At 35.0% G+C, this 25,197-nt stretch carries 19 protein-coding genes, 1 tRNA gene and 1 pseudogene; 11 read left to right on the forward strand and 10 right to left on the reverse strand.

Translation table 11 applies throughout. The annotated features are described in order from the left end of the window. Window position 1: 1 nt before the first annotated feature. Genes WH267_RS03480 through WH267_RS03490 form a run of 3 tightly spaced genes read right to left on the reverse strand, consistent with a single transcriptional unit; the run spans window position 2 to window position 6,150 of the window. Window positions 2-3,568 carry an amino acid adenylation domain-containing protein gene (locus tag WH267_RS03480; protein ID WP_340005734.1) on the reverse strand — a complete coding sequence of 1,189 codons (3,567 nt, stop codon included), beginning with the start codon at window positions 3,566-3,568 and terminating at the stop codon, window positions 2-4. A gap of 13 nt (window positions 3,569-3,581) precedes the next feature. After that, window positions 3,582-4,382 (reverse strand): thioesterase II family protein, encoded by an 801-nt coding sequence (locus WH267_RS03485; RefSeq protein WP_340005737.1) that lies wholly within the window; start codon window positions 4,380-4,382, stop codon window positions 3,582-3,584. Window positions 4,383-4,419: 37 nt separating this feature from the next. Further along, window positions 4,420-6,150, reverse strand: a complete 1,731-nt coding sequence (locus WH267_RS03490) for a condensation domain-containing protein (protein WP_340005740.1) — start codon at window positions 6,148-6,150, stop codon at window positions 4,420-4,422. Between the two features lie 338 nt (window positions 6,151-6,488). Here WH267_RS03490 and WH267_RS03495 point away from each other — a divergent pair, with 338 nt between their 5' ends. The 5 genes from WH267_RS03495 to WH267_RS03515 all read left to right on the forward strand — a co-directional run bounded on the left by WH267_RS03495 (window position 6,489) and on the right by WH267_RS03515 (window position 13,893). After that, window positions 6,489-7,370, forward strand: coding sequence for a hypothetical protein (locus WH267_RS03495; protein ID WP_340005742.1), 882 nt, complete (start codon window positions 6,489-6,491; stop codon window positions 7,368-7,370). After that, window positions 7,343-8,023 (forward strand): hypothetical protein, encoded by a 681-nt coding sequence (locus WH267_RS03500; protein ID WP_340005744.1) that lies wholly within the window; start codon window positions 7,343-7,345, stop codon window positions 8,021-8,023. Before WH267_RS03495 ends, WH267_RS03500 begins: the two co-directional genes overlap by 28 nt. After that, entirely contained in the window at window positions 8,013-11,297 is a 3,285-nt protein-coding gene (locus WH267_RS03505) for a hypothetical protein (RefSeq protein ID WP_340005745.1), read from the forward strand. The genes WH267_RS03500 and WH267_RS03505 overlap by 11 nt, the downstream gene beginning before the upstream one ends. Further along, window positions 11,287-12,234 carry a hypothetical protein gene (locus WH267_RS03510; protein WP_340005747.1) on the forward strand — a complete coding sequence of 316 codons (948 nt, stop codon included), beginning with the start codon at window positions 11,287-11,289 and terminating at the stop codon, window positions 12,232-12,234. The genes WH267_RS03505 and WH267_RS03510 overlap by 11 nt, the downstream gene beginning before the upstream one ends. A gap of 90 nt (window positions 12,235-12,324) precedes the next feature. Next, a complete protein-coding gene (locus WH267_RS03515) occupies window positions 12,325-13,893 on the forward strand; it encodes a recombinase family protein (RefSeq protein ID WP_340005749.1) in 1,569 nt (522 codons plus the stop codon). Window positions 13,894-14,160: 267 nt separating this feature from the next. Here the strand turns inward: WH267_RS03515 and WH267_RS03520 are convergent. Further along, window positions 14,161-14,234: transfer RNA gene (locus WH267_RS03520), tRNA-Arg, on the reverse strand. Window positions 14,235-14,293: 59 nt separating this feature from the next. On the opposite strand from WH267_RS03520, the gene WH267_RS03525 reads away from it, so the two are divergent. Genes WH267_RS03525 through WH267_RS03535 form a run of 3 tightly spaced genes read left to right on the forward strand, consistent with a single transcriptional unit; the run spans window position 14,294 to window position 18,083 of the window. Next, on the forward strand, window positions 14,294-15,340 hold the full coding sequence (locus WH267_RS03525) for an ABC transporter substrate-binding protein (RefSeq protein WP_340005751.1): 1,047 nt from the start codon (window positions 14,294-14,296) through the stop codon (window positions 15,338-15,340). A 45-nt stretch (window positions 15,341-15,385) separates the two neighbouring features. Beyond that, complete coding sequence (gene mtgA, locus WH267_RS03530) at window positions 15,386-16,030, forward strand: monofunctional biosynthetic peptidoglycan transglycosylase (protein ID WP_115971315.1); 645 nt, start codon at window positions 15,386-15,388, stop codon at window positions 16,028-16,030. 13 nt (window positions 16,031-16,043) lie between these two features. After that, window positions 16,044-18,083, forward strand: coding sequence for a recombinase (locus WH267_RS03535; RefSeq protein ID WP_340005757.1), 2,040 nt, complete (start codon window positions 16,044-16,046; stop codon window positions 18,081-18,083). Between the two features lie 69 nt (window positions 18,084-18,152). Here WH267_RS03535 and WH267_RS03540 read toward each other — a convergent pair whose 3' ends face one another. After that, entirely contained in the window at window positions 18,153-18,341 is a 189-nt protein-coding gene (locus WH267_RS03540; protein WP_115971313.1) for a hypothetical protein, read from the reverse strand. A gap of 103 nt (window positions 18,342-18,444) precedes the next feature. Further along, window positions 18,445-19,371 (reverse strand): hypothetical protein, encoded by a 927-nt coding sequence (locus WH267_RS03545; protein WP_340005766.1) that lies wholly within the window; start codon window positions 19,369-19,371, stop codon window positions 18,445-18,447. 552 nt (window positions 19,372-19,923) lie between these two features. On the opposite strand from WH267_RS03545, the pseudogene WH267_RS03550 reads away from it, so the two are divergent. The 3 genes and pseudogenes from WH267_RS03550 to WH267_RS03560 form a co-directional block, all read left to right on the forward strand. Further along, window positions 19,924-20,279: pseudogene (locus tag WH267_RS03550) on the forward strand (recombinase); the annotation flags it as partial. Window positions 20,280-20,371: 92 nt separating this feature from the next. Continuing rightward, window positions 20,372-20,821, forward strand: coding sequence for a type VI secretion system amidase effector protein Tae4 (locus WH267_RS03555; RefSeq protein ID WP_228438685.1), 450 nt, complete (start codon window positions 20,372-20,374; stop codon window positions 20,819-20,821). Between the two features lie 12 nt (window positions 20,822-20,833). Continuing rightward, complete coding sequence (locus WH267_RS03560; RefSeq protein ID WP_340005771.1) at window positions 20,834-21,310, forward strand: hypothetical protein; 477 nt, start codon at window positions 20,834-20,836, stop codon at window positions 21,308-21,310. Between the two features lie 78 nt (window positions 21,311-21,388). On the opposite strand, the gene WH267_RS03565 is transcribed toward WH267_RS03560, so the two are convergent. From WH267_RS03565 to WH267_RS03580, 4 genes are all read right to left on the reverse strand, one after another. Then, a complete protein-coding gene (locus WH267_RS03565; protein WP_115971310.1) occupies window positions 21,389-21,685 on the reverse strand; it encodes a hypothetical protein in 297 nt (98 codons plus the stop codon). 121 nt (window positions 21,686-21,806) lie between these two features. Next, entirely contained in the window at window positions 21,807-23,288 is a 1,482-nt protein-coding gene (locus WH267_RS03570) for a carboxylesterase/lipase family protein (protein ID WP_340005773.1), read from the reverse strand. 67 nt (window positions 23,289-23,355) lie between these two features. After that, window positions 23,356-24,435 (reverse strand): DNA replication/repair protein RecF, encoded by a 1,080-nt coding sequence (gene recF, locus WH267_RS03575; RefSeq protein WP_123318692.1) that lies wholly within the window; start codon window positions 24,433-24,435, stop codon window positions 23,356-23,358. A 3-nt stretch (window positions 24,436-24,438) separates the two neighbouring features. Then, window positions 24,439-25,194, reverse strand: coding sequence for a hypothetical protein (locus tag WH267_RS03580; RefSeq protein ID WP_340005778.1), 756 nt, complete (start codon window positions 25,192-25,194; stop codon window positions 24,439-24,441). Window positions 25,195-25,197: the final 3 nt, after the last annotated feature.

Here is a 25,197-nt window from a genome sequence, read left to right on the forward strand (position 1 = left end):
ATTAAATTTCTCCTATTTCCATGGTTTCCAATTCCTGCTGCATTTTGATGTGCTGTATCTGCACTTTAGCGGCAACATCTTTTAAAGTCGCTCCAAATAATTCTCTCAGGGAGAGATTCACTTCAAACTGTTTTTTTACCTCTGTAAGAAAACGGGTAGCCGATAAGCTGTCGCCTCCTATTTCAAAGAATACATCTTTTCTTCCTACGGCTTCTAAAGCCAATAGCTCTTTCCAGATTTCAGCGATGCCTTCTTCCATCTTGCCTATTGGTTTTTCAAAATCTTCCGTACTTTTTCTTACTTCCGATTCTATCATGGTTTTTACCAGTCCGGTAAAGGATTTCCGGTCTATTTTTCCATTTGCACTTAACGGCATCCACGGAAGGATAACCAGCTTTTCAGGGATCATATGCGGTGGTAATAATGTCTGAATGTGGGAAAGGATCTGTGTTTCCTTTAATTGAGGACGGTTTTTCGGACACTGCGTATCATATACAAGAGTGAAAGAATCTTCAATTTCTTCAGCAGATACTTTTGTAAAGCCTGTTTTCAGAAAATAATTTTTCCAGGATGCTTTATTTAACATCGGACTGAATACTTCTCTGCGCTGAAGGTCAAAGTGCTGGAAACCACGGTCAATAACTCCTGAACTGATAAGGGCAACCGGCATCAATAGTCCGGCCTCAACAGCGAGAAGCCGCCCTCCGTTTTGGAGGAGAAGATGACTGATAAATATTCCCTGATCCGGTTGAGGGAAACGATGCAGTGTATTGATGGCCACCACAAAATCAAAATGATACCAGTATTCTTCGGGAACCTGGTTGTTTTTCAGTTCAATTCCATCGACCTGATAGCCTGCTTTAGATAATGTTTCGGTGCAGCTGTGAACCATAGCGCGGCCTTCGTCAATCACAGAATATTCAATGCTGTTATTTTGAGTCGCTTGAAGCAGTTTCTCTGTTAAAACTCCTGTTCGGACTCCCAGAATGGCAATTTTCAAAGTTTTTGCGGAAGTGTTGGCTGCCTGGTTAATTTTTTCGGCTATATATTGAATTCCTTTCAGTGTACTTTGATCATGGGTGCTTAAGATCTCAGGAGATAAAAGGTCATCATCCAGTAAAGATACTGAAGGCAGAGTGTTGGATAGAATCTGACGAAGTATCGGTTGGCGTTCATGAAGTCTTTCTCTGAAAGTGTTCAAAAAGGAATCATCAGAATCAACAGTACTTGGTTCAGTAAATAACCACTGACCTTCTTTTTCTGTCAGAATATTTTCTTCATGCAGCCAGTTGAACCACATATCCAGTACGGGAGTCTGCTCAGGAGCAATGCCCATTTCATTAATGATTTCAGCTTTTAATGCGGTGATCATAGACGGTAAGGCTGGTTCTGAAAGTAAAAGAACAGAATCATTAGTTCCTTTCATAGTGTGGTTTGATAAATCCAGTAATTCGTACAGGAAATTGGCAACCACCTGCTTTTGAAGTTGATATCCGGATTGGGCAGCAGGAGAGGCGGCTGTCAGTATATCAGATTCGGTTTCTTCAGTTAAAGCTGCTTTTTCTCCTACAATACCGGCAATCAGATGAGCAGATTGATGAATGGAAATTACCGCAGCTGTTGCCTGAGCGACTCCCGGAAAAGTTTTCAGGGCAGACTCAATTTCTCCGAGCTCGATTCTAAATCCGTTTATCTTTACCTGATGGTCTATACGGCCTAAAAATTCCAGATTACCATCCTGCCAGTAGCGTCCAAGATCACCGGTCCGGTACCATCTTTCGTTATCGAAAGTAACGAAACGGCTATGGGTAAGTTCCTCATTGTTGGTGTACCCTGAAGCAACTCCTTTCCCACCAATCCATAATTCTCCGGCAATGCCATCAGGGCAATCCATTCCCAAATGATTCACCACTCTGTATTTCTGGTTGGCCAGAGGTTTTCCATATGGAATTGATTTCCAGTTGGGATTAACCTCATTCACCGGGAAGAAATTGGACCAGATGGAAGCTTCTGTGGCTCCACCCAGGGCGATAAGCTGACCGTTTTCTGATCTTTCTATCAGTCTGTCCTTTAAATCTAATCCTACCCAATCTCCTGAGACTAATACCAGACGAAGGCTTGACAGATTATTTTCTGACGAAGAACTCAAAAGCAACATATCAAAAAGTGCCGGAACTGAATTCCATAGAGTTACGTTGTATTTCTCAACCCACTGAACCCAAAGAGAAGCTTCTTTTCGGTCTTCCTCACGAATCAGTACCAGCGATCCACCTACTGCCAGCAATCCGAAAATATCATAAACAGACAAATCAAAATCCAGAGCAGATATCGCTAAAGCCCGGTCTGAAGCAGTTACGTTAAACCTGGTATTGATATCCTGAATGGTGTTCCAGGCTGCGGAATGGGTAATTTCTACTCCTTTAGGCTCTCCGGTTGATCCCGAAGTAAAAATAATATAAACCAACTGATCTGTACCTGAATTGACAGGGGCTTCCAAAGGCACTACCTCAGAGAGTTCATCAAGATTAATGATGGTAATATGCTGCTCCTGTGCCAGATTGTTGAGATGTGGAAATTCGGCAAGCGTTGAAGAATCAGTAACTATATACTCTATGTCTGCCTTTTTAAAGATCTTTTTCTGGCGTTCTGAAGGCTGGTCTACACCAATCGGGATATACAGTGATCCACTGCCCAAAATTCCCATCACAGCAATGATTTGAGGAGAACCTTTTGGCAGTACAACTGCTGTACGACTATTCTGCCCAGCTCCGTTATCAACTAAGGCACGTGATAGTTTTAAGGCTTTGTTGGCGAGTTCTCCATAGCTCATTTGAGCTGTATTTCCCTCCTCCCAATAAAGAGCAATATCCTCGGGATTTTGCAAAGCATGCCGGAAAAAAGCCTGATGAATAAGTTGGGGCTGAATTTCTGCTAAAGTCTGGTTGGCTTCAGTTCTGATTGTTCTTTCCTGTTCGCTCAAAAGATCCGGTAAAGAATTCTGCCAGTTTTCCTGTGATGACCAGTTCAGTAAATAGCTGTGGGTGTTGGCCAGGGATTTCACTCTTTCTCCCTTTAAAAATTCAGAATGAATATGCCATTCAATGTGTACATCTTCAGTTACTTTTATCATCATTAAAACCGGAGAGGTGATGATGGGAATACTAAAATCAGAGGAGCCATCATGAAGAATTACGGAAAACCTGTGGTTCAGTAATTCTTGTGCTTTATTGAAATCTGAGGTGACAGAATCATTCAGATCACTGCAGTGTTTCAGAAAACTTTGATCCCATCCGATATTTTCAGAAGGATTGAGTAAAACGGAGAAAAAGTCGTTTTTACTGATGATATTCATCTGTTCACCAGTTTCCTGATCCGGCAGATCGAGCCAGGTTTTTAAGGAAAGTGCAGCCGTAAAAGCCAATATGTTTTCCGGCTGTAAGTGATATTCTTTTGATTGATCTCTAATAGCCTTCCAGGTTTCCTGGGAAATATGAAGTTTTTCCGTATTCCATGTACCATCCTGGATGAGCTGGGAGATTGTTTTATAATGAATTGAATCCGTTGTCATGAGTCATAGTAATTTAAGAGAGTGATTTTCTTGTTTGGGTAATGGTATCCATCAGTGAATTCAGGTAGGTTTCACCCAATGCCTGAATAAAAAAGTGGTGACCTTCAAACTCCTTGATGTGAAATTCATCTGTGGTCACTTCTTTCCAGTATTCCACAATTTCTTTGGTTGCATCGTCCTGTGTAGCGCAATGGACTTCAATAGGAATCTGAAGTTTTTGTCCTGTGTATCGTAAGGATTCATGGGTACGTAGATCTCCTCTCAGTTGGGAGAGGGTAAACTGTAACATTTCCGGATGATTCAGAATAGCTTCCGGAGTACCGCCCATTTTTTTGATTTCTTCAATAATTTCGGCATCAGTACTGGCGCTGCTCAAAGGGTTCGGATCCTGCATATGAGGAGCATGACGTCCGGCTACAATCAGTTTTTCAGGGAGCTGGAAACCTCTTTCCTGTAAGGTATAGGCGACCTGAAAGGCAACTGCTGCTCCAAAACTGTGCCCGTAAATAATATAAGGAGCGCGCACCACTTTTGGAAAAACTGATAAAAAGGCTTCTACCAGTTCGTCAATGGAGGTTGCGGCCGGGGATGTAATGTGATTGCCACGTCCCGGGATTTCTACCGGAATAAAATCTATGTCACTCATGTCATGGGTAGCATTGCACCAGCTTCTGTATAAACCGGCACTACTGCCGGCTGAAGGAAAACAAAATACCTGGATGCGCTCTTCCGAAGGTCTGAACGAATCTGTGTTTTCTTGTTCCTCCTGTATTTTTCTATGGTTAAATGGAAACCATCTTTGTAAAATATTCATATAGTTTTAGTTTTAATCTGTAGTTTTAATTTGTTTTTTATGAATCTGCACTCAGTTGAATGTCCCAGTTTTCAGCTTCTACAATCTGGTGCACCCATGCTTCATACAGAGTCACTATTTTCTCAAGCTGCCGGAGATCAAAAGCTTCTTCCACCACATCCCAGTTGATCAGGTATTCATCACCTCTGCGGTAGATCTGATGGTCAATGACTACCTGTGGAGTCTGGCTTACGGCATAGACTTCTTTTACGCCTTCCGGGAAGAAATTGTTTTCCATATCTGCTGACTCACTGCTTAGCAAACTGGTATACACAACGGGCATTACCGCTTTTCCGGGATTGTTTTTGTTTAAAGCTCTCAGGACTTCCAATCCGTTTTTAGCCCGGTGCTCCACGGCCTGCCATATTTGTTCCTGAATGGCAGTGGCTTCGTATAAAAAGTTCGCTTGGTTTTCAGGGAAATAGGAGATTAAGGCCACATTGGTAAAGTCACCCATGACCTCGTTAACATCCGGATGGAGACCCAGACGGTTGAAAAGCGTCATATTTAAAGTAAGAGCCTTTCCGCCACTCCAATGGGACAGAAGTTTTGAAAAGATGGTTGCCAATACAGCTGTAGCACTCAGATTGTACTGTCCGGCTTTTTGGGTTAAAGCTTCAATGGCCTTATCTGATACGGCGAATGTGTACCTTCTGAATTTTGGATGTTCAATCTCGGATAACGGTTTTATAAACGGCAATTCCGGTCCGGAAGGGATGTCTTTTAACTTGGATTCCCAATAATTTTCGGCTTTCTGAAGGAATTGCTGATGTTCCAGATGCCATTTTTTTTCATCGGCAATATATTGCTTAACAGTATATCCTGGTTTTTTTACTTCCTGACCCTGATAGGCTTTAATGATTTCCCGCATCAGAAGATCGGCGCTCCAGGCATCCAGTAAAAGTAAATCGACGCTCAGATGTAAAATAGTGTCGGTAGAATGAGCGCTGCTCACTTCAAAATGAAACATGGGCCACTTCCCAAGAGGATATTTATGGTGGGAACGTTCTGCCCTTATAGCTTCAGGTGTTTCATTAGATATTGTAATCTGATAATAAGGCTGCTGTGGTAAAACTGCCTGGGTTCCATCTTCGTAAATAACGGTTCTAAGGGCATCATGTAATCCAATGACATGATTCACTACTTTTTCCAGTTTCTCTACATCAAGGTTGGGCCATTTCAATTCGCTGTAATAGTGTGATCCTACATTTCCTAATTCAAAAGTATTGTCTCGTCCCATTAAAAAGGCCGCCTGGATAGGGGTAAGGGCAAATCGTTCGTATTGTTTTTGATGTTTTTTAAAGGTCTCGGACTGCAAATAGGCAATCAGGAAAGTTTTGCTGGCTTTTAACTGTTCAAGCAGTTCAGGAGAAAGGGCTCCTTCAGGCGCTTTGAATTTCAGTTTGTCTTCTTCTACCCAAAGCTGTACTTCTTTCTGTTCACATGCATTCACCAAAGATTGGAGGGTGTCCGTATGTTTTTGCCATTCTAAAGATTCAAGTTCTGTCTGCATGGCTGCTTTTTCAGATTGAAAATCTATGGCACCGGCAATAAGGGTATGCAGATAAAAGTGCTGTACGGAAAGGTTTAAGTTGGCTTTGATCTGTTCAAAATCATAACCTCCCAGCTGGCAGGCTCCGATATTATAATGCACACCTTCTGCTTCCAGCAGCTGAGAAACTAATCCCTGAGAAAAATGACGGATTAATTCTCCTTTCTCTTTATGCAAAGTATAAGGATCAAGACTTTACCGAAGAAAATATTATTGCAAGTATTAATAAGGTATTTAAAGACCAGGGAAATGAAAGCCCAAGAACTGATAATAGAAACAATACAATAATTCTAAGACTACAAGAATCATTTTTATGGCGTAATGAAACGAAGAGAACCTATCAGTTCAAAAAGTATGGATTAGAACTTTGTCAAAATATTGAAAAGAGATTAATTGAAAAATATAATCCTGCCAAAATAAAACGGTTTTTTGATGAATTACATAAAAGTCTCACAGAAAATATTGAAGCAGAAAAAGATTTTAATGAGTGGATAGAAGATCATTTCAATCTAAGAATGCCTGAACTTGTTTCTCAAATTGAAATACTTGATCAACAAGTAAATGAATCTGTCAATGAATTCAAAGCAATTGTTAAGTCTGAAAATCAATGTATTACTGAAGTTTTGAGAGGGATTGAAATTCACTTAGAAGTAATCAAAGAACAGGCATCTGAGTTAAAAAATGCATTTCAGGTTTCATACGAGATTGACGAAGTTTTAACAGGGATTCTCCAAAAGCCGGATAGCTATGATTATATTGATAATATTCAAAAGGTTCAGAAATTTCATGACAATTCCAGAAATCAGTTAGAACAGGTAAGCAAAAGAATTGACAAGATAAAACCTCGGATACGAGAATTTATTTATGATTTCAATAAACAAGATTTTGATCGAAAGACCAATAAATTCATTGATTATATATTAGAAAACTCTTTTGTAAAAAAGGAAGGAAGTGTAAAAAGAATTCAATTACCGGATAATCTCTCAGGTTTAAAAGTAAAATATGCAGATCATCTTCCCATATTGAATATTGTACCAATTAGAGAGATAAGTTATAAATTGCCTATAGAGGTTCCCAAAAGACAAATAGATTTCTATAAAAGGAAAGAATTATTAGACAAAGCGAATAAATGGAAGCGAGACAAAGAGAGAATATCATATTGGACAAATATTGCCTTTAAGCTATTACACGAAAATGGTACATTAATTTTTACCCCATTTTTTTTTAAGATTATAGATAATGATGGATTACCTATAGCTGTTAAAACCACACACAATATTTTGAGAAGAAGTACAAAGTTGAAACACAAATATAAAATTGATATTAACCGAAATGCTGTTAATTATACAGCAATCAAAAGTATTTCAGTATGCCAGATGATTATTCAGAAAATATAGTAAAATACAGCTTTTTATACGATAAGAAAGCAATGAATATTTTTGCTAAGTTGGATTATACACTTAGAAGTGGAACTCATGTCCAGAGAGAATATCCTTTTGACATAAACTTATTTCGCTTTTTAAATGAAAATGAGAATTTTGAATCTTTAAAAGAATATTATAAAGACTTTTTCAATCTCAACCTAAGAAAAGAAGGAAATGAATTTAATCAATATTATTATCTGCAACTAAATGAAGATGGAAAGAGCAATGTATCTTCTGATCACAGAGACTATTTAAAAAGCGAGTTTATAATCATCGGAATGCTCTTTCTAAAAATGTATAAACTGGACGGTAATATTGAGCTAGATAGTATTTCTGATTTTATAATCCTTCTTTATGAAGAATATGAAGAAGAGAAGAATGCTTTGAGAAAATTAATAAATGACAACTCTTCAGACAAAGGAACAGATACTACCGACCAAAGATTTGAAGATATTGTAAGAAAATCCTTTTTCAAGTTCGGTGAATTAGGATGGTTAATGTGGGATGATGAAAGTGAGAAAAATAAATTCAAAATTTTACCCTCTTTTGAACGGTTAAGAGTAGCGTATCAACCCCAGATAGAAACAATAGATGATCTGATTAAAGAAGTGAAAAATGCAGAATAATTTCCCACGCATATATAGTCTATCTACAATAGGCATTAAACAACACTTTAATGCAGATTATTTATTTCATCCTTATAGAACAGATTTTAGTGGTGAAAGTGGTAGTGGTAAAAGTATGATTGCAGATATGATTCAGTTGATTTTAATCGGATCGAGTGAATTTCAATCTGCTACAGATGGTAATAAGGATAGAGATGTCAAGGGAATGCTTTTGGGAACTAAAGGTAAAACATCTTCCAGAGGTTATATTTTTTTAAATATTGAAGTAAAGCCAAAACAATATATTGTAATTGGAGCTTACATTGAAAGCACTAGCAATATGGCTGATATGTTCATTATCCAAAATGGATATGATTGGGGAGTGTTAACACCTCTCAATAATCCAATTTTTACCAAAGATTTAATTATAAATGATAAGATTGAGACGCTAAATAGTCTTTGTGAAAAGATTAAGTTTGCTAGAATGAAGTTATTTAAAAGAAAAGGTTATCACCAAACCCTTTACAGTAATGAAATACTTTCTTTAGACTTGACTAAAGAGGAGACATTAAAAGCCTATGCAAGTATTTTAAGGTCATTCTCACGGGGAAAAGGCTTTAAAAAAGAATCTGAAAATCTTAAAAAATTTCTTTTTGGGGACGATGATAAGAATATTATTAAAGCAAAATATGATGAGGAAGTAAGAAATATTACGAATGACTTCCACGAACATAAAAGATATTTGGATGAAATCAGACTAATTAATGAAAAGCAAAATTTACTAAAAAATGTACTCGAAAAAAGTAAGGATTATAAATCAAATTATTCTGAATATCTAATTAAACGATACAACTATTGGAACACACTAAAGAAAAAGACTTTTCAAGAACAACTGAAGATTTTTAGCGAATTATATAAACATAATAATGAATTAATATTCATAGAAAATCAAATAATCAATTTGCAAATTAAAGAACTGGAAGAACTTCACAGTTTAAAAGAAACAGTGATGAAACTTGAAAGCCAAAAAGAATTTAAAGCTGATATTGAAGAAAGATTTTTAGAGATAAGTCAGTCCAAAGCTTCCATAGAAAAGGTTGAAAATTGGTTGAAATTAAATGCTAATCAATTAGAAAAAGTTAAAGAATGGTTTTCTTTTCAAAGAAAAGAAAACGAAAATAAAACAGCCTTACAAAGTTTTACTAATCATCTTCGAACAAATAATGTATTAAGTGATTTTGATACATCCAATTGGCTAATTGATTTTGAAAAAGAAAACGTCGAATTTCCCAAGAGAATTGAAGAACTCGAAAAAGAAATAACTGAACTTCAGTCCCTCTCTAAGTTTACAGATATTAATAATCCGGAATCTCTTTTAAATTGGGCTATAGAAAACTTAAAATTCCCAATCTTACACAACATTGAAAGTACATTAATTTATTTTCAAAAATATGGTAAGGTAAAAGTATCTGAAAGAAATGCAGAAAGATACATATCTGTTCCTGAAGATCTATTTAAAAATGTAGATGCTAAAATTAAAGAGGAAACAGTTCGGGGCTTTTGGCTAAATCTCGATGGTGTTTATGAATATATTGAACATTCCCCCAATCAAGTATTGAATGTTAGCGATCCAAAACTGCTCATTGAGCCTATTCAAAAATTAAAAGAAGGTGTTGAAAATCGTTTGTTGACACTTAATGCTAAAAAACAAAAAGAACAAAAGCTAAAAGAGATTTTATTTGCCTATAGCAACTTAAAAGAACATATTGATTTATACAAAAGAAAGGAGGAACTTGCCAGATTTAAAATTGAAGCAAGTTTAATAGGACTTTCCGAAGAAACTTTTGTTCAAATTATTGAGTTATATAATAACAGAGAAAATATCGATGTAGAATTTACTTCAATTCAAAAGGAATATCAATATTTTATAAATCAAAAAAGTATAATTGAAGGACATAATAAAAAAATCAAGGAGTTAGATACTAAGTATTTTAAAGAAGATTTTGTAATTGATATTAGCCTTGTTAAAAATGAAATTGAGCAATTCGAAAATAGTCTGTCTGAATTAAAAGACAATTTTAATGGAGATGTTGAAGTGTTACAGCAGAAGTATGCAAAAGAAATTAACAATGAATCAAAATTATTAACTACAAAATTTGATCTTAAACAAACAATCGATAAATTTCAAAATAATAAAAAAGACAAAGAAGATACCTATAGTAGAGCAAATAAAGAACTGGATGAAACAATCAGACTGAACGAAGATTTATTTAGATCAGAAATTAATTTTACAGATGAACAAGAGCTAAATGATCCTGAAAATGGTGGTTTCAACTCTTTGAAATCTAAAGCGGAACGATCAAAGACTGTTTACGATGAATATTTAAAAATCGTAACTGAAAATACCCCTTATGATGAAACTGTTTCTATTGGTAAACTTGCTAATCATTTGTTACCAACGGTTTTTAATACTTCTACAATTGATGAAGATCTAATTACCTATAATATTGCAGAAAGACTGAATAAACTCACACAGGATATTCAGGAAATTGGTTCAAGAAAAGTGGAAATATTAGGTAGTATTTTCAATGAGGTCTATAAAGTTTATAACAATTACCTTACTAAAATTAGTGAAATAGACTCCTATCTCAAAAAGAAAAACAAAGTTATTACCGGAGGTAATCGAGCATCTTTATTGTCTAAACCGTCAATTCATTTCCCTACAAGTTGGCTTTTCAATTTTAGAAAGCAATTAAATAGTCAGATGAATTATGTAGGATTATTTAGTGATCTCCGAGAAGAAATGGATATTAACATAATGATGATACAGGCTTTTCAACAATTTGGAGGTAGTGCTAAGGTTGATCCCGAAGACTTAATGAATCCCAAATCTTATTTCGATTTAGAGTTTGATTTAAAACTTGACAACGATGAGAGTAATTCTGGCAGTAATGGGCAAACTTATACCGCTAATGCTTTATTATGTTTGGCAAGATTATCTCTGATTGAGGAAGAAGGAAAAGGAGGACTAAAGATAATGCCGATAGATGAGGCTGAAGGTTTAGGTAGTAATTATGATATGTTGCATGAATTAGCAAAAACAGAAAAATATCAAATTCTTACAATGGCTATAGAAACAGCAGGAGAAATTACAAATGATGGGCAATATATATACATTATGAATGAAAATAATTTGGCCGATATGGATGCTTATGTTCCACCTTTGGGGATTTTTTCAGATAACATAGTAGATGATATTGCTGACTACATTAATACCATGCCTGATGATGAATAAAAATATCACTTGGAAAGAGTTAAAAGCACTTGATGATTTGTTCCATTTAAAGAAGACAAAGGCAATCATTCAAGAGCATCCTTATATTAATTACCTATTAGAAGACAAATGCATTCTAGATCATCAACCTGGAAATAATAAAGTGATTATTTCTACAGATAACTTTAATAGGTTTTATGAAAATACATTTAAAACAGCATATGATGAGGCTAAGACTTTTCTAATAGAAAATGGTATTGAACCCAGTGCTAAAAAGAATTTTACACTTGAGGATATAAAAACTTTAATGCTCATTGCTGAGAATAAAACAGAGTTAAAAAATAATCCAACCAATATAGAAGATTTTTCTAATGAATTCTTTGATACTTCGAAATACTTGAAGAACAAGACCAGTTTGAGAAATGCGGTATTCAAAATTTTAAATATCACAGAGTTTCCTTTAGATAAGAAAGAGAATCAATGGAGGATAGTGGTTGATCATCCTAACCCTAAGGCAATTGTATTGTGTGAAAATAAATCATTTTTAAAACAACCTTGGATTGCTAGGAATACAGAAGTCAAATTATGGTATGTTGGAGGAAACAATATCAAAATAATTGACGATATTGATGAAATCGAACTTTCAAAGCTAATCTACTATTCTTGTGATTGGGATTTGGCAGGTTTACAAATTTATTCGAGAATAAAAGAAAAGCTAAAAGCTAGAAAGAAAGATATTTTTCTTCTATATCCTAATGAACCGCATAAAAAAATAAGCACACATATAGATTATCACTATAGCCATTGGGATCTATTAAAGGAATTATCCGGTTTATCTATAGAAAATTTTTCAAAAAAAGAATTAGTACTAATTAATGAGCTAATTCAAAAAGAAAAGTGGATAGAAGAGGAATCATTTGATTTGGAAAGAATGATTCAAGTACAGGTTTCCGGTTAATTTTAAGGGTTAAATTACTATGATTTTCTAATAAATGCAAAGATTCTACGTTGTAATTATATAACATTTCCCAAGAGAAATTACCATATTATGCCTGCCGTGTATCTCTACATACGAGTTAGTACCGATGAGCAGGCTGTAAAAGGATATTCCCAGCGCAGCCAGTTGGAGCGTCTTGTGCATTATTGTAAATATAATAACCTGATCATTACAGAAACTATTTTCGAGGATTATTCAGCAAAAACATTTAATCGACCCGCATGGAACAGATTAATGATTAAGATTAAATCTCTTAAAAATCGTCCGGCGATTATACTCTTTACTTACTGGGATAGATTTAGCCGTAACATTACAGATGCTTATCTAATGCTTGAGAAACTAGGAAGTATGGGAATTTCTCTTCAAGCGATTGATCAGCCAATAGACTTTTCTATACCAGAAAGTAAGATTATACTTGCGGTATATTTGACTACATCTGAAGTTGAAAATGATAAAAGAAGCCGGAATGTAAGTTTAGGTATGCAAAAAGCAAGGCTGGAAGGTCGATGGATCAATAAAGCTCCTTTAGGATATCGGAATAAAGTAACAGCGGATGGAAAAAAATATATTGCTCCTTATGACCCTGAAGCTTCTATAATTCGTGAAGCCTTTGAAGAGATAATAAAAGAAAAAAGAGTTACAGTATCAGAAATATATAAGCATGCTGCCTCTAAAGGTTTAAGATGTAGTATGAGCGCTTTCTATAGATTAATAAGAAATCCTATTTATTGTGGACAAATTAAAGTTCCTGAATCTGAAAATGAAGAAAGTAAGGTTATTAATGGATTACATACAGGAATTGTATCTATAATACTGTTTGAGAGAGTTCAAAAAGTATTACGGGAATTAAATAATTCAAAGTTTGTCAAAAAGAAAAAAGTACTTAATGAAAATTTCATATTAAGAGGCGTTCTTTTGTGTCCTATCTGTGGAAAAACATTAACTGCAAGTTCTTCACAGGGAAAATTTAAGAAATACTATTATTACCATTGTACCAGAGAATGTAAGTATCGTATCAGAACTGATTTTGTTAATACAAGTTTTCTAACTTTCCTTAAAGAAGTACAGATTGATATTCCTTTTTTAAAGATAGCCAATGATTTTTTGAAAGAAATTGATAAAGGAAGACAAGAAGCTTATCAAAGTAAAAAGCGGGAGATAGGAAGAGCAATGGATAAATCGATTGATAGAAGTTTAAATGCACATCAGCTTTTTTCGATGGGAAAAATTGATTACGATGACTATTTCCTTATTAAGAACAGTTGTAAAGTCTATTTAAGGAATTATGCTTCAGAATTACGTGATCAAGCATTAAAGGCAGGAGTAGGAATGTTTTGGAAAAAAGAAGGGAATAATATATTTTGTCATTTAGGAGACATTTATGAGGCATCTGATATATCAGTTAAACAAAGAATAGCAAGATTATTTTTTCCTGAGAAAGTAATTACTGATGAAAAAATTCTGAATATGTTACCGGAATTTATAAAAATAATATTTGGAATAAAATTAGAAAAGTCTGGTTCAAGAATAGGAGAAACTCTAGGTAATGATGAGAAGATAAATCATTTTCTAAAGGAAATTTCCTTGTTTGCATTTGAACAACAATTGAAAACAATTTAAAGGAATATACATTTGATTTTTTCTCTAAATTTTGGTGTTCGAATCCTGTTAGGTTATCGGAGGTAAAGTTTTCAAACCTTTATCGGTTGTTGTTTTAACTAATTGCTTATCAGTGTTTTGATTTTTTATAGTAGAATCAACTGAATTTTTTGGGGTTGACACTTTTGTAATGAAAGTCTTAATTTGTTGAAGTCTAACTATCTGAATATGAAGTGTTTAAAAATAAATATGCGCAAATTGTCCTAAATTTGCGCATATTGTCGTTTGTGACCTCGACAGGATTCAAACCTGTAACCTTCTGAGCCGTAATCAGATGCGCTATTCAGTTGCGCCACGAGGCCGTTTGTCATCTTGTTGTTTAACGGTTGCAAATATACCACTTTTTTCCGTTCTTTGGAAGATGAAACAGAAAATTTTACTTTTATTTACGGTATTTTCGCTAATTGCCTGTAAAAGAGAATCAAAAATTTCGTCCTCAGATTGGACAAATATCTCAAATCGCACCCAATACAAGGAGCAAAACGGAAGCTTGGAGCTGAAATCAGGGAATTTCACCTATAATTTTAAGCAAAATCAGACTCCTTTTAAGAAAATCATCCTTCTTAATGCAAGTATGGCAGGGTATATTTCAGAGCTTGGAGCAGAAAATTTAATCATTGGTGTATCAAGTCCGGAGTATATCTATTCAGAAAAGATCCAGAATCTGATTAAAGAAGGAAAGATTCAGAATGTGGGAAGTGATCAGAAGTATGATGTAGAGAAAATTATTTCCATGAAACCGGATGCAATCTTCACCAATTATATTGCAAGTTTTGATAATGCTTACCAACTTTTGAAAAACAATGGAATTCAGGTCATATTTCTGGATGAATATATGGAACAGCAGCCATTGCAAAAAACGGCTTACATTAAACTGTTTGGAGAACTTTTCGCAAAGGAAAAAGAAGCTGAAGCTAAGTATCAGGAAGTGGAGAAAAACTACAATGATCTGAAGAAACTTGCCCTGACTGCAAAAGAGAAACCTGTTGTCCTTGCCAATGAAATGTATGGGGATGTATGGTATCTTCCGGGTGGAAATACTTCTGTAGCTCACTATATCGCTGATGCTAATGCTACTTATATCATGAAAGATAATAAAGATGAAAAGGCATTAACGATGAGCTTTGAGGAAGTGTATGCCAAAGCAGGAGACGTTCAGTACTGGGTAAATGCAGGAAATCACACTTCAAAAAAAGAAATGCTGAAGATGAACCCTTTCTACGGAAAACTGGATGTATTCAATAAAGGAAAGCTCTATACAATGGCTGGGAAAGAGAGACAGAAAGCCAATGACTTCTTCGAAAGCGGGGTAGTAAGAGCAGATCTGATCCTTAAAGATTATATTAAAATCTTCCATCCTGAACTTTTACCGGATTATCAGCTTACTTATATGAAAGAATTGCAGTAACTCGGACTATTTTTGCTTATTTTTGCCTTTCCTTTTTATAAAGTTATGTGGAAAAGAATTAAACAGTTTATTTTCATCGTTCTTGTATTGAACGTAGTTTTCATCATTTGGGGACGATTTTTCAATCCACCCATTACCCTTACCCAGATCGGAGGTCTTTTTGAGTACGGAAAATTACACAGAGACTATATTTCCTATGATGAAATGGGAAGTAATGTGAAAAAGGCAGTGATCGCTTCTGAAGATCAGAAATTTTTCGATCATAACGGCTTCGATTATACAGCCATCGAAAAGGCAATGAAGCATAATGAACAGGGGAAAAAAATAAGAGGGGGAAGTACCATTTCCCAGCAGACCGCAAAGAATGTTTTTCTTTGGCAGGGCAGAAGTTGGGTAAGAAAAGGACTGGAAGCCGTTTATACTTTCATTATTGAGAAAGTATGGAGTAAAGATATCATACTTGAAAGATACCTGAATTCCATTGAAATGGGGCAGGGAGTATTTGGTGTAGAAGCAGCTGCTCAATATTATTTCGGTAAAGCATCCAAGGATCTAAGTGCTTCAGATGCAGCCTGGATTGCTGCTGTACTGCCGAATCCAAAGAAATATGATCCAAAGAATCCATCCCCTTATTTAAGAAAGAAACATAATTGGATTATGAGACAGATGAGGAATGTGAGTTTGAAATAGTATCTTTGTACTAATGAAATTCTTTAATTCCAGCACAAATTTTGAGTCAGTTCTTAAAAAATACTTTTCTTTTAAGAACGAAACCCTTTCTTTGGAACCCTTTGCAGAGCTGTTAGAGAGTGTAAAAAGGGCAGACTTTACAGATGTGCTTAATTTTCTTAGAAACAATCCGAATTTTGCGGAAAACTTTAAGCACTATATTCACAATATTTTTAAAGGAAGACCATTCAATCTGTCTTTGACGGAAGCCAATATTCTTTCTGAAAATGCCTTCTTTCCGGAACTTAAAAAAAGAATCCTGAATAAGGTTCTGCCACCTGTAGAAAATGAAAAGACAGTGTGGTATATGATTGACAATGTAAGTCTCAGACCTAAAAAAGATTTAACATACCTGCACAACCTTCCCGAAAATGAGATTGATGAATTCCTGAATCTTATGGGTGCTTCAGATTTTATCATTAAGCCTAATGTAAAAAAAGAACTGATTTTCTCTATGAATATTCTTTCATGGAGGGTAACAGGAATGGCGATGGAAGTGGAAGTGGTAAGAATGGCTCCCCAGTACAGAAACCTGGACAACCCGTTTTTGGCTCTTCAGAATGAATTGGAAGCATTGGCAGATGACCTTGTTAAGGATCCTGAGTTACAACTGCATTCCAAAGACAGCAGGTATAAGCAGATCAAGATCTATGCAGAGCAATGTCAGGAGTTTGTGAATATAGCCTTTAAAAATTCTGCCAAATATGGTATTTCAGGGAAGATCAATCAGTCATTGCTAAAGATCCGCCAGCAAACCGAAAGAATTTATGAGATCGTACAGCTGTTGGTAATAGACAATGATGAAGATGTTTTGTTAAAGTCAAAGCAATTGGTTTTTAATATCTTAAACTATAAATCTCACAAGAATAATATTGCGGATCTTATCAACGACAGTACAAGACTGATTTCTCACCTTATCACCAATCATACGGCAGAAGCCGGAACTCACTATATTACTTCTACCAGAAAAGAATATATGACCATGTTCTACAAGGCGAGTGGAGGGGGAATTATTGTTGGAGCACTCTGTGTTCTGAAAATGCTGTACGGATACATTCCCGGAAGTGATTTCTCGCATGCATTCCTATATTCAATGAACTATGCGATGGGATTCATCATGATTTATCTTATGGGATTCACACTGGCAACAAAACAGCCGGCTATGACTGCTGCCACGATGACCAAAGTATTATCTGAAGAGGGAAATAGCCAAAGAAACAATACCGAATTTGCCCATTTAGTATCGAAATTATTCCGAAGTCAGTTTATTGCCTTTGTAGGAAACGTTTTACTGGCGTTTCCGGTAGCGCTGGCTATTATTTATGGACTGGATGTGTTTTTCTCTCAAAATCTCGCTGTTGACCGGTCAGATAAATTATTAAAAGACCTTGACCCTTTTAAATCCAAAGCAATTCTTCACGCAAGTATTGCAGGTTTTTATCTTTTCATTTCAGGAATTATTTCAGGGAATATCGGAAACAACTCTGTATTCTACCAGATTCCGGAAAGAATTGCTAAAAATCTTTCTATCAGAAGCTTTTTCGGTAAAAAATTTGCGAAAGGATTATCTAAATATTATGCTAAAAACTGGCCGGGAATTGTTTCCAATTTCTGGTTCGGGGTTTTCCTTGGAGCTACGGCTCCTGTAGGCCTATTCTTCGGACTGGACCTTGATATCAGACACATTACTTTTGCTGCCGGAAACTTTGCATTAGGGCTTTACGGAAAAGATTTTTCTGTAGATTCGTACACATTCTGGATGTCCTTTTTCACTGTATTCTTAATAGGATTCTTTAACTTCCTGGTGAGTTTCAGTTTATCTATGTTCCTGGCGTTTAGATCAAGAAAAATGAACTTTGGACAGGTAAGTGAAATTTATAAGGAAATTTTTAAATATTTTGTAAAACACCCGCTAAAATTCTTCCTGCCATTAAGTTCGGGGTTAGATAAAAGAGCAGATGATTTGATGAGCAGTACGATTTCTCATAAATCGGAAAAATCAGAAGAACATTAATCACATTTAATTTAAAAATAACAAAGCGGAACTTCAATTAGAAATTCCGCTTTGTTATTTTTTGAAAGGTTATTTGTTTTTATTAGAAAGACGTGAACTCTCAAATTTGGCAATAAAATTCTCCCAAATCCAATCTGGAAATATTTTTGGCATTTCGGTTTTAAAAGCTTCTGTTTCTGCCGAACCGATACCTTCTCCATTCATCCAATATAATAATACTCGTTGCCAATGATTGAAGACACGTGCTTCAAATGCCATTTGGGTATAACCATTATAATCCAAATCCAAATTATTCAATTCGTAGTCACTTACACTCACATAATAGAGTGACTTGTATATAATATCCGGCTTTATAATAAAGTCAGTCTAATTTCTGGGCATTGCCTTTAATGATAATTTTATCTTCGTTTTTATTAAAATAAAACACCTCCCTTATGACCCAGGACCAGCTGTCTGTATTACTTTTCCAAAGATATTCGTTCAGAATCTGGGATATAAAAAAGGGATCCAGAAAGTTCATTTTTTCTTTCATATCCAGTTGGGTATCATTCAGGATATCTTCATAGGAAGGGTATTCTGTAAGGTTTTCAAATAATTCCAGGGCATAATTCTCGCTCACAAGCAGATCATCTGCGATTAATTCATTCAGCAGCTCTGTATATTTAGGTTGTATTCTTTCATTAAAATCATTCAATTCAATGTTGAGTTCAAATTGATATATTTCTTTATCTTCAGAATATTTTTTGTAATAAAACTCATCGTATAAGATATCACCGGAATGAATTTCCTGATCTTGAATAAATATCTTTATAGGATTTAATATTTTATCCGGCATAGGATATTTTTGAGCAGGTATAGGTTCTTCAGTATAATAAAGCGGATTGAAATACTCTTGGGGTACTAATTTCTCAGTTTTTAAAATATTTCTGATTTCTTCAGCCGGCAGATCTGTTACAATCACAGGATCTTCCAGAGTCAGCAACACCGAATCTGACTGATATATTAAGATTGCTTTATAGGAGTTGTTAATCACAATACCTTTTTCTCCTGTCTCCCGATCTACACTAATTAAGTTTTTGCCTTCCCAATACAGATATTCATTATATTCTGTATCAAAAAGGAGTTCTACGGAATAAGTATACATTTTCTTCCTGTGATTAACATGAAAACGGGGGAAGCAATACTCTAATAAATGAGGTAACCCAGTCTGTTGTAATGATTCTTTGAATTTTTTTATATGCAGTTTCTCTGCATCAAGGATCTGTTGTTTAATGTCTTCGAAGTTCATGGTTTGTTTTTACTGTTATTGCTTTAGTTTTGATACTCCTGTTTAATTCGTCATTATGCTGTTAATAGGATTGAACCATGAAATATCATCCGGATAAATTTACATTATTTAGCATTCTCTATTTTGTTTTTAAGAAAAATAAAAATTGAAACAGATTGTATTGATTTATCTTCTAATTTTAGGATTGAGCCGTCTAGTAAAGTAGAAATACTATTTTTAAAGCATGAAATGTAATGGGTTCAAAGCTGTTTTATGATCTGGATGAAACTATAAAAGCATTAAAACCCGAATGAAATATATGTAACCCTATACTTCATCAGCAATATAATCGCACAACCTTACTTCCTCAAAATAAAGCAGGACGATTAATCAGCTTTGTGCTAATTTTTATTTTTTGAAACGGAGTAATTATAAACATCTTTTAATCAGTACTAATTATGTGTGATTTGTAGAATGTGTTCAATAAGGGGTGGGCTTTAGCCCGCCCAAATAATAAAAATAATCCATTGGCTTTAGCCAAAAATATATACCGTCAATTTGTAAAATAGGCGGGAGAGAATTGCCAAAAATATTTCTATCAGAATTTTTTTTTGGAAGAAATTTGCAAAAGGACTATCAAAATATTATGCTAAAAACTGGCTTGGAATTGTTTCCTATTTCTGGTTCGCGATGTTCCTAGGGCTACAGAACCCGTAGGATTGTTCTTTGGGCTTGACTTGGACATCAGAGACATTACCTTTGCTGCAGAAAACTTTGCGCTAGGGCTTTATGGAAAAAACTTTTCAGTAGATTCCTACACGTTTTGGATGTCCTTTTTTACCGTATTTCTATTAGGGTTCTTTAACTTCCTGGTAAGCCTCAGTCTATCGATGTTCCTAGCCTTCAGGTCAAGGAAAATGAATTTTGGGTAGGTGAGTGAGATCTATAAGAAAAATTTCTGGGATTTTTTATGAAATAATTTTTCCTTTTACTGTGAACTAAATATTATTTGTTAATTTGGATGAAAAATTATTTCGATATGGTAAGATTTGATATTCTATGGAAAAACCATCCCGGAACCTTTAAGCCATGCAATGTTGTCGAATTTCCGAATCAATGTGCAATACGCATGAGCGAAGCATTTAGCAAATCAGGAGTAGACCTAATCTCTTTTTCAGGAGCAAGATGCTGGGAAAAACATGAAAATAAGTTTAGACACATCTTAAGAGCTCAGGAGCTGGCAGATTGGATAGATAAACATCCTGAAATTTTTGGAAACACTCTAAAATTTTCAAGAAAAAAATATTCTAAAATGAATAGTAAAAGTTTTAAGCATAAAGGATTAATTTTCATAAAGGATGGATGGGGAGCTACGGATCATATTGATTTATGGGATGGAATCTCTTTAAGAGCAGGATCTGTAGATTATTTATCTTTGGGTATTGAAATATGGTTTTGGCCATTAATTTAAATTCTTTTTGATATGAGAGCAACAATTTATATTTCTATCATAATTTTTTGTTTGCAAGCCTGCAGGGAGAAAAAAGAAACTTTGAAAGAAACTCATAAAACTGTAACAACTGATACAGCAAAAATTAATGGAGTTTTACTTGAACTAATAGATGATAATGGAGTAGGTAAATTAAAAGCTATATCAGGTAAGTATAGGTTGTCCGGAAGTGTAAAAATTAAGTCTCCTTGTTATTTTTTAAGGAACAAGGGAAAAGTTATGTCGTATGCATATCCACAATTCAATGTTCAGGAAACTATCGTCATATTAGGGGATACTAAAAAGGAGAGCTTAAATAAAATTTTCGGAACTGAAATTCAAGGTATTTTATTTAAGAATGACAGTATAAAAATTGTTGGAACTTTAAAAAATTACAGTCCGATTAATCTAGAAGCTGGAGTTGATGAAAAAGATTATTGGGGGTTTGCCTCTGGGACATATAAAAATTAGATGTCAATATATTTGAATGTAAAGCACAATGTATTTAATAGAATTGAATGAGTATTTCAGGTATATTGATACTGTATTTTAAAGTATCTGCAGATCATCAAATTTATCCTCACCAAATTTATCCTGAAACTTCTTCAGATAAAAACTTTTCCGCATTTTAAAATCATTCTTCAATAAAGGAGAATCTATTTTAATAATGATGCATTTCTTTTCAATGTTCACACTTCTTATTTCATTGAAAAGACTCTGGTCAAGATAATCTTCAAGAAAATCTTTAATGTCAAAAGCCACAAGCTTATCTTCAAAACCATAGATTCTTGCAAAAGATTTTACAAGTTCTGATGACTGAAATTCACGTTTTTTATTCTTCTTCATAGGTAGGTTTTCGATTGCCAGTTTCTCTTATATAAATGCAACCCATCAATTTTATAAATGGTGTTTTAAAATACTATGGTTATTCTCAATAAATACTCAATTTATTCTTAATGTCAATAGATTATCTGACCCCATCCCATGCAGAACGCTCATCAGCCCTGTCATCAACAGTAATTTGTGATACAACATCAAAACGCATGGATATACGGTTATCTGTATCATAAGTATCCCAGCCAGGATTGCCATTCGTCGCAAAATCCACCCATGCTTTATGAACAGTGTCAGCCAATTGTTGTGGAGGATGATTACCTAGCATATTGGAAAAACCGGGATTAGTTAGATTATCAAATACAAAGGCAATTTCAATACCATGACAGGCACCAAGTAAATTGTCACATGCAGGGGAACCCCATGAAAACTCATATACATGTGTATTGCTGTGTTTTTCTGCAATGCGCAATGCAGGGATACGGTAAAACCAATCTGTAATAATAGCGCTTAGTGTATCACCAGGAGAACTGTCGGGGCGATTAGTCCGGTAGGTTTGAATAGCTTCTGCGGATAATCCATAGGCAGCAGCGGCAGTATCCAAAGCGGAATCTGTAATTTTTGGTAGGATACCATCAGGGACAAGAAATAATCTAAATTCCTGGCTGTTGGTACCAATAAGGATATCTACCTCTTTACCGGAACCATTGGCAATGCATTCTATTGGGGAGGCGGTTAATAAATGGCCATCAATTACCGGTTCAAAAGGCATTAAGTTGAATGCCGCTTCACCCCATAACTCCATTGAAGGTTTTGCCATAATTTCGGATCCTAATTGTCCCTGTGCTGCAAAGACCTTTTCAAGACTTACTTCTCCAATGGCTTCTCGTGTTGGTGCAACGCCAAGTATTTCTGCTAGTCTTGTACCAATAAGCTTTGCGGATGAAGGGCTAATTACAGAGTGTCCTGCTCCTGATTCAGCAATTGCCCGTCGAAATAACCCCTGCGCTTCTTTTATAGCAAGTAGTGTACAGACGCTCATTCCACCAGCAGATTCGCCAAAAATAGTAACATTATCAGGATCGCCGCCAAAGTTGGCAATATTGTCCCGAACCCACTTTAGAGCAGCAATTTGGTCCAGTATACCAAGATTGGGTACCCCATCTCCAAACCATAAAAATCCTTCAATACCTATTCTGTAGTTGATGGTAACTAAAACAACACCATCCCGTGCAAAACTACTGCCATCATAACCTGGGACAGCTCCTGATCCAAGAACAAAAGCTCCTCCATAAATAAAAACCATAACCGGTTTTTTTTCAGCGGTATCTGAAGTCCAGATGTTAAGGTTCAAATAATCGTCCCCTGGAATTACAACATTAGGTAATAATTCAGCAAATGGTCCGGTATTAGGTGTTAACTGAGGTGGAGTAGGTCCATATTCTGTTGCGTTTTTTATTCCGGTCCAAGGTATAGGAGGAGTAGGAGGTTGAAAACGGTTTGCTCCAATAGGTGGAGCTGCATACGGAATGCCTTTAAATGTTAGGATGCCTTTCTCTGTTTTAATGCCACTAACGTCTCCATACTGAGTAGTAACTGTGTGTAATGTTTCCATAATAATTGTAAAAAAGTATACTACAAGTTAGACATATTTGGGTAAATTAAAGAAAATAAGAGATTAATTATATCTCAAAGATGATGCTTTCCTCATTAATTTTCTTTACCACACTTTCAGTTCTTTCTCTATGTGTATCTGTAATAAAAATCTGGCCAAAGCTTTCTTTATTAACAAGCTCAATCAATTGTGCAACTCTGGTATCATCAAGCTTATCAAAGATATCATCTAACAAAAGAATAGGCGTTTTTTTGGTAAGTTCTTTGACAAGGCTCATCTGAGCAAGCTTTAAAGAAATCAGGAAAGATTTTTGTTGTCCCTGTGAACCTATTTTTTTAATTAAAATATGATCCATTTCAAAGAGAAGATCATCTTTGTGTATTCCTTTTGAAGTATAAGTCAACATGCGGTCCTTTTCAAGGCTTTCTTTTAAAAGTACTTCAAAGGTATTTTCCAATAAGTGAGATTCGTAGATGACAGAAACCGTTTCTTTTCCACCCGAAATAATCTGATAAAAATTCTGAACAATAGGATTTAATTGTTCAACAAACACTTTTCTTTTATTGAAGATTTTGGTTCCGGATCTGGTGATCGGTTCATCATAAATTTCCAGTGAATCTTTATCCCAGGTCCTGTTTTTAGCAAAGTATTTCAGTAAAGCATTTCTTTGCTGTATTGTTTTTTGATACTGGATCAGGTCAAAAAGATATTCAGAATCTGTTTGGGAGATCATAGCATCCAGAAACTTTCTTCTGCTTTCTCCGGAATCAGAAATAAGGTTGGAATCATAAGGTGAAATCATAACACTTGGGAGATATCCGATATGATCGGCAAGCCTGTCATAGCTTTTATCATTCTTTTTAATCACCTTCTTAGCTTCCTTAGGCTGAGTGATTCTAATGATATCTTCACTGTCTTCATTCTGGATCTCAGCATCAAGGGTGAAAAAATCTTCCTCTTTTTTGATGTTGTTGAGATCCGTATTTCCCAAAAAGCTTTTCCCAACTGATAAATAATGAAGGGCATCGAGGATATTGGTTTTTCCCACACCGTTATTACCCACAAAACAGTTGATCTGTGGGGAAAATTCAAACTTTTTCTCAGAATGGTTTTTGAAGTTGTATAGTGAAAGCTTCTTGATTATCATTCGTCAAAAATACTCCATTATTAGTAAAAATAAAAAAGGAAGTGCCGAACAAGTTTCCACTCCGAATGAAAAATAAGTGTCATCTCTTTTGTTTTCAGCGAAATAAATAAGAATATAAGTAATGATACTGGATAGAAAAAAGGCGACAGCATAAAGAGGTTTCAGATAAAAAATTCCAATGATACTGCTTATGAAAACCATTGTATAGGCAATATACTTTGTATTCTGAACGCCAATCAGCATGGGGAAGGTTTTTACCGTATCACTGTTCATATCACGGATGTCAAAAGGAAGTACCAATGCCGTGATATAAAAAAAACTGATCAGAAAAATAGGGATACTGAATTCAGGGAGTGTAAGCCAGCAGTTAACCAATGCCCAGACCAGTCCTACATAAAATACTTTCAACAAAGGAATTTTCCGGATATAAACATCCAGAAAAAAACTGTTATACAGTAATCCCAATATCACAATAATAAACCACTTCATCAGTCTTATTTCATTATGATTATGAATGATTATGAATGCGCAGAAGATCCCTGCAACAGCATTTAAAACCAGAATTTTGAAAAAATGTTTGGTATACTGGTACTTTGTATAAAGATAACCACTGAAATACGTTATAAAAATCAGCAGAATAGTAGGGAAACGGAATGTGTTTTGCTCTTTCATGAAAAATACTGCAAAAAGAGTTCCCATTAAAGAGACATATATTTGGCTGTCTATGACAGTTTTTTTCAGTATTTTTATAATGTTCATTTA

This window comes from Chryseobacterium sp. MYb328 (genome assembly GCF_037572595.1).
GTDB classification, from domain to species: domain Bacteria; phylum Bacteroidota; class Bacteroidia; order Flavobacteriales; family Weeksellaceae; genus Chryseobacterium; species Chryseobacterium pennae.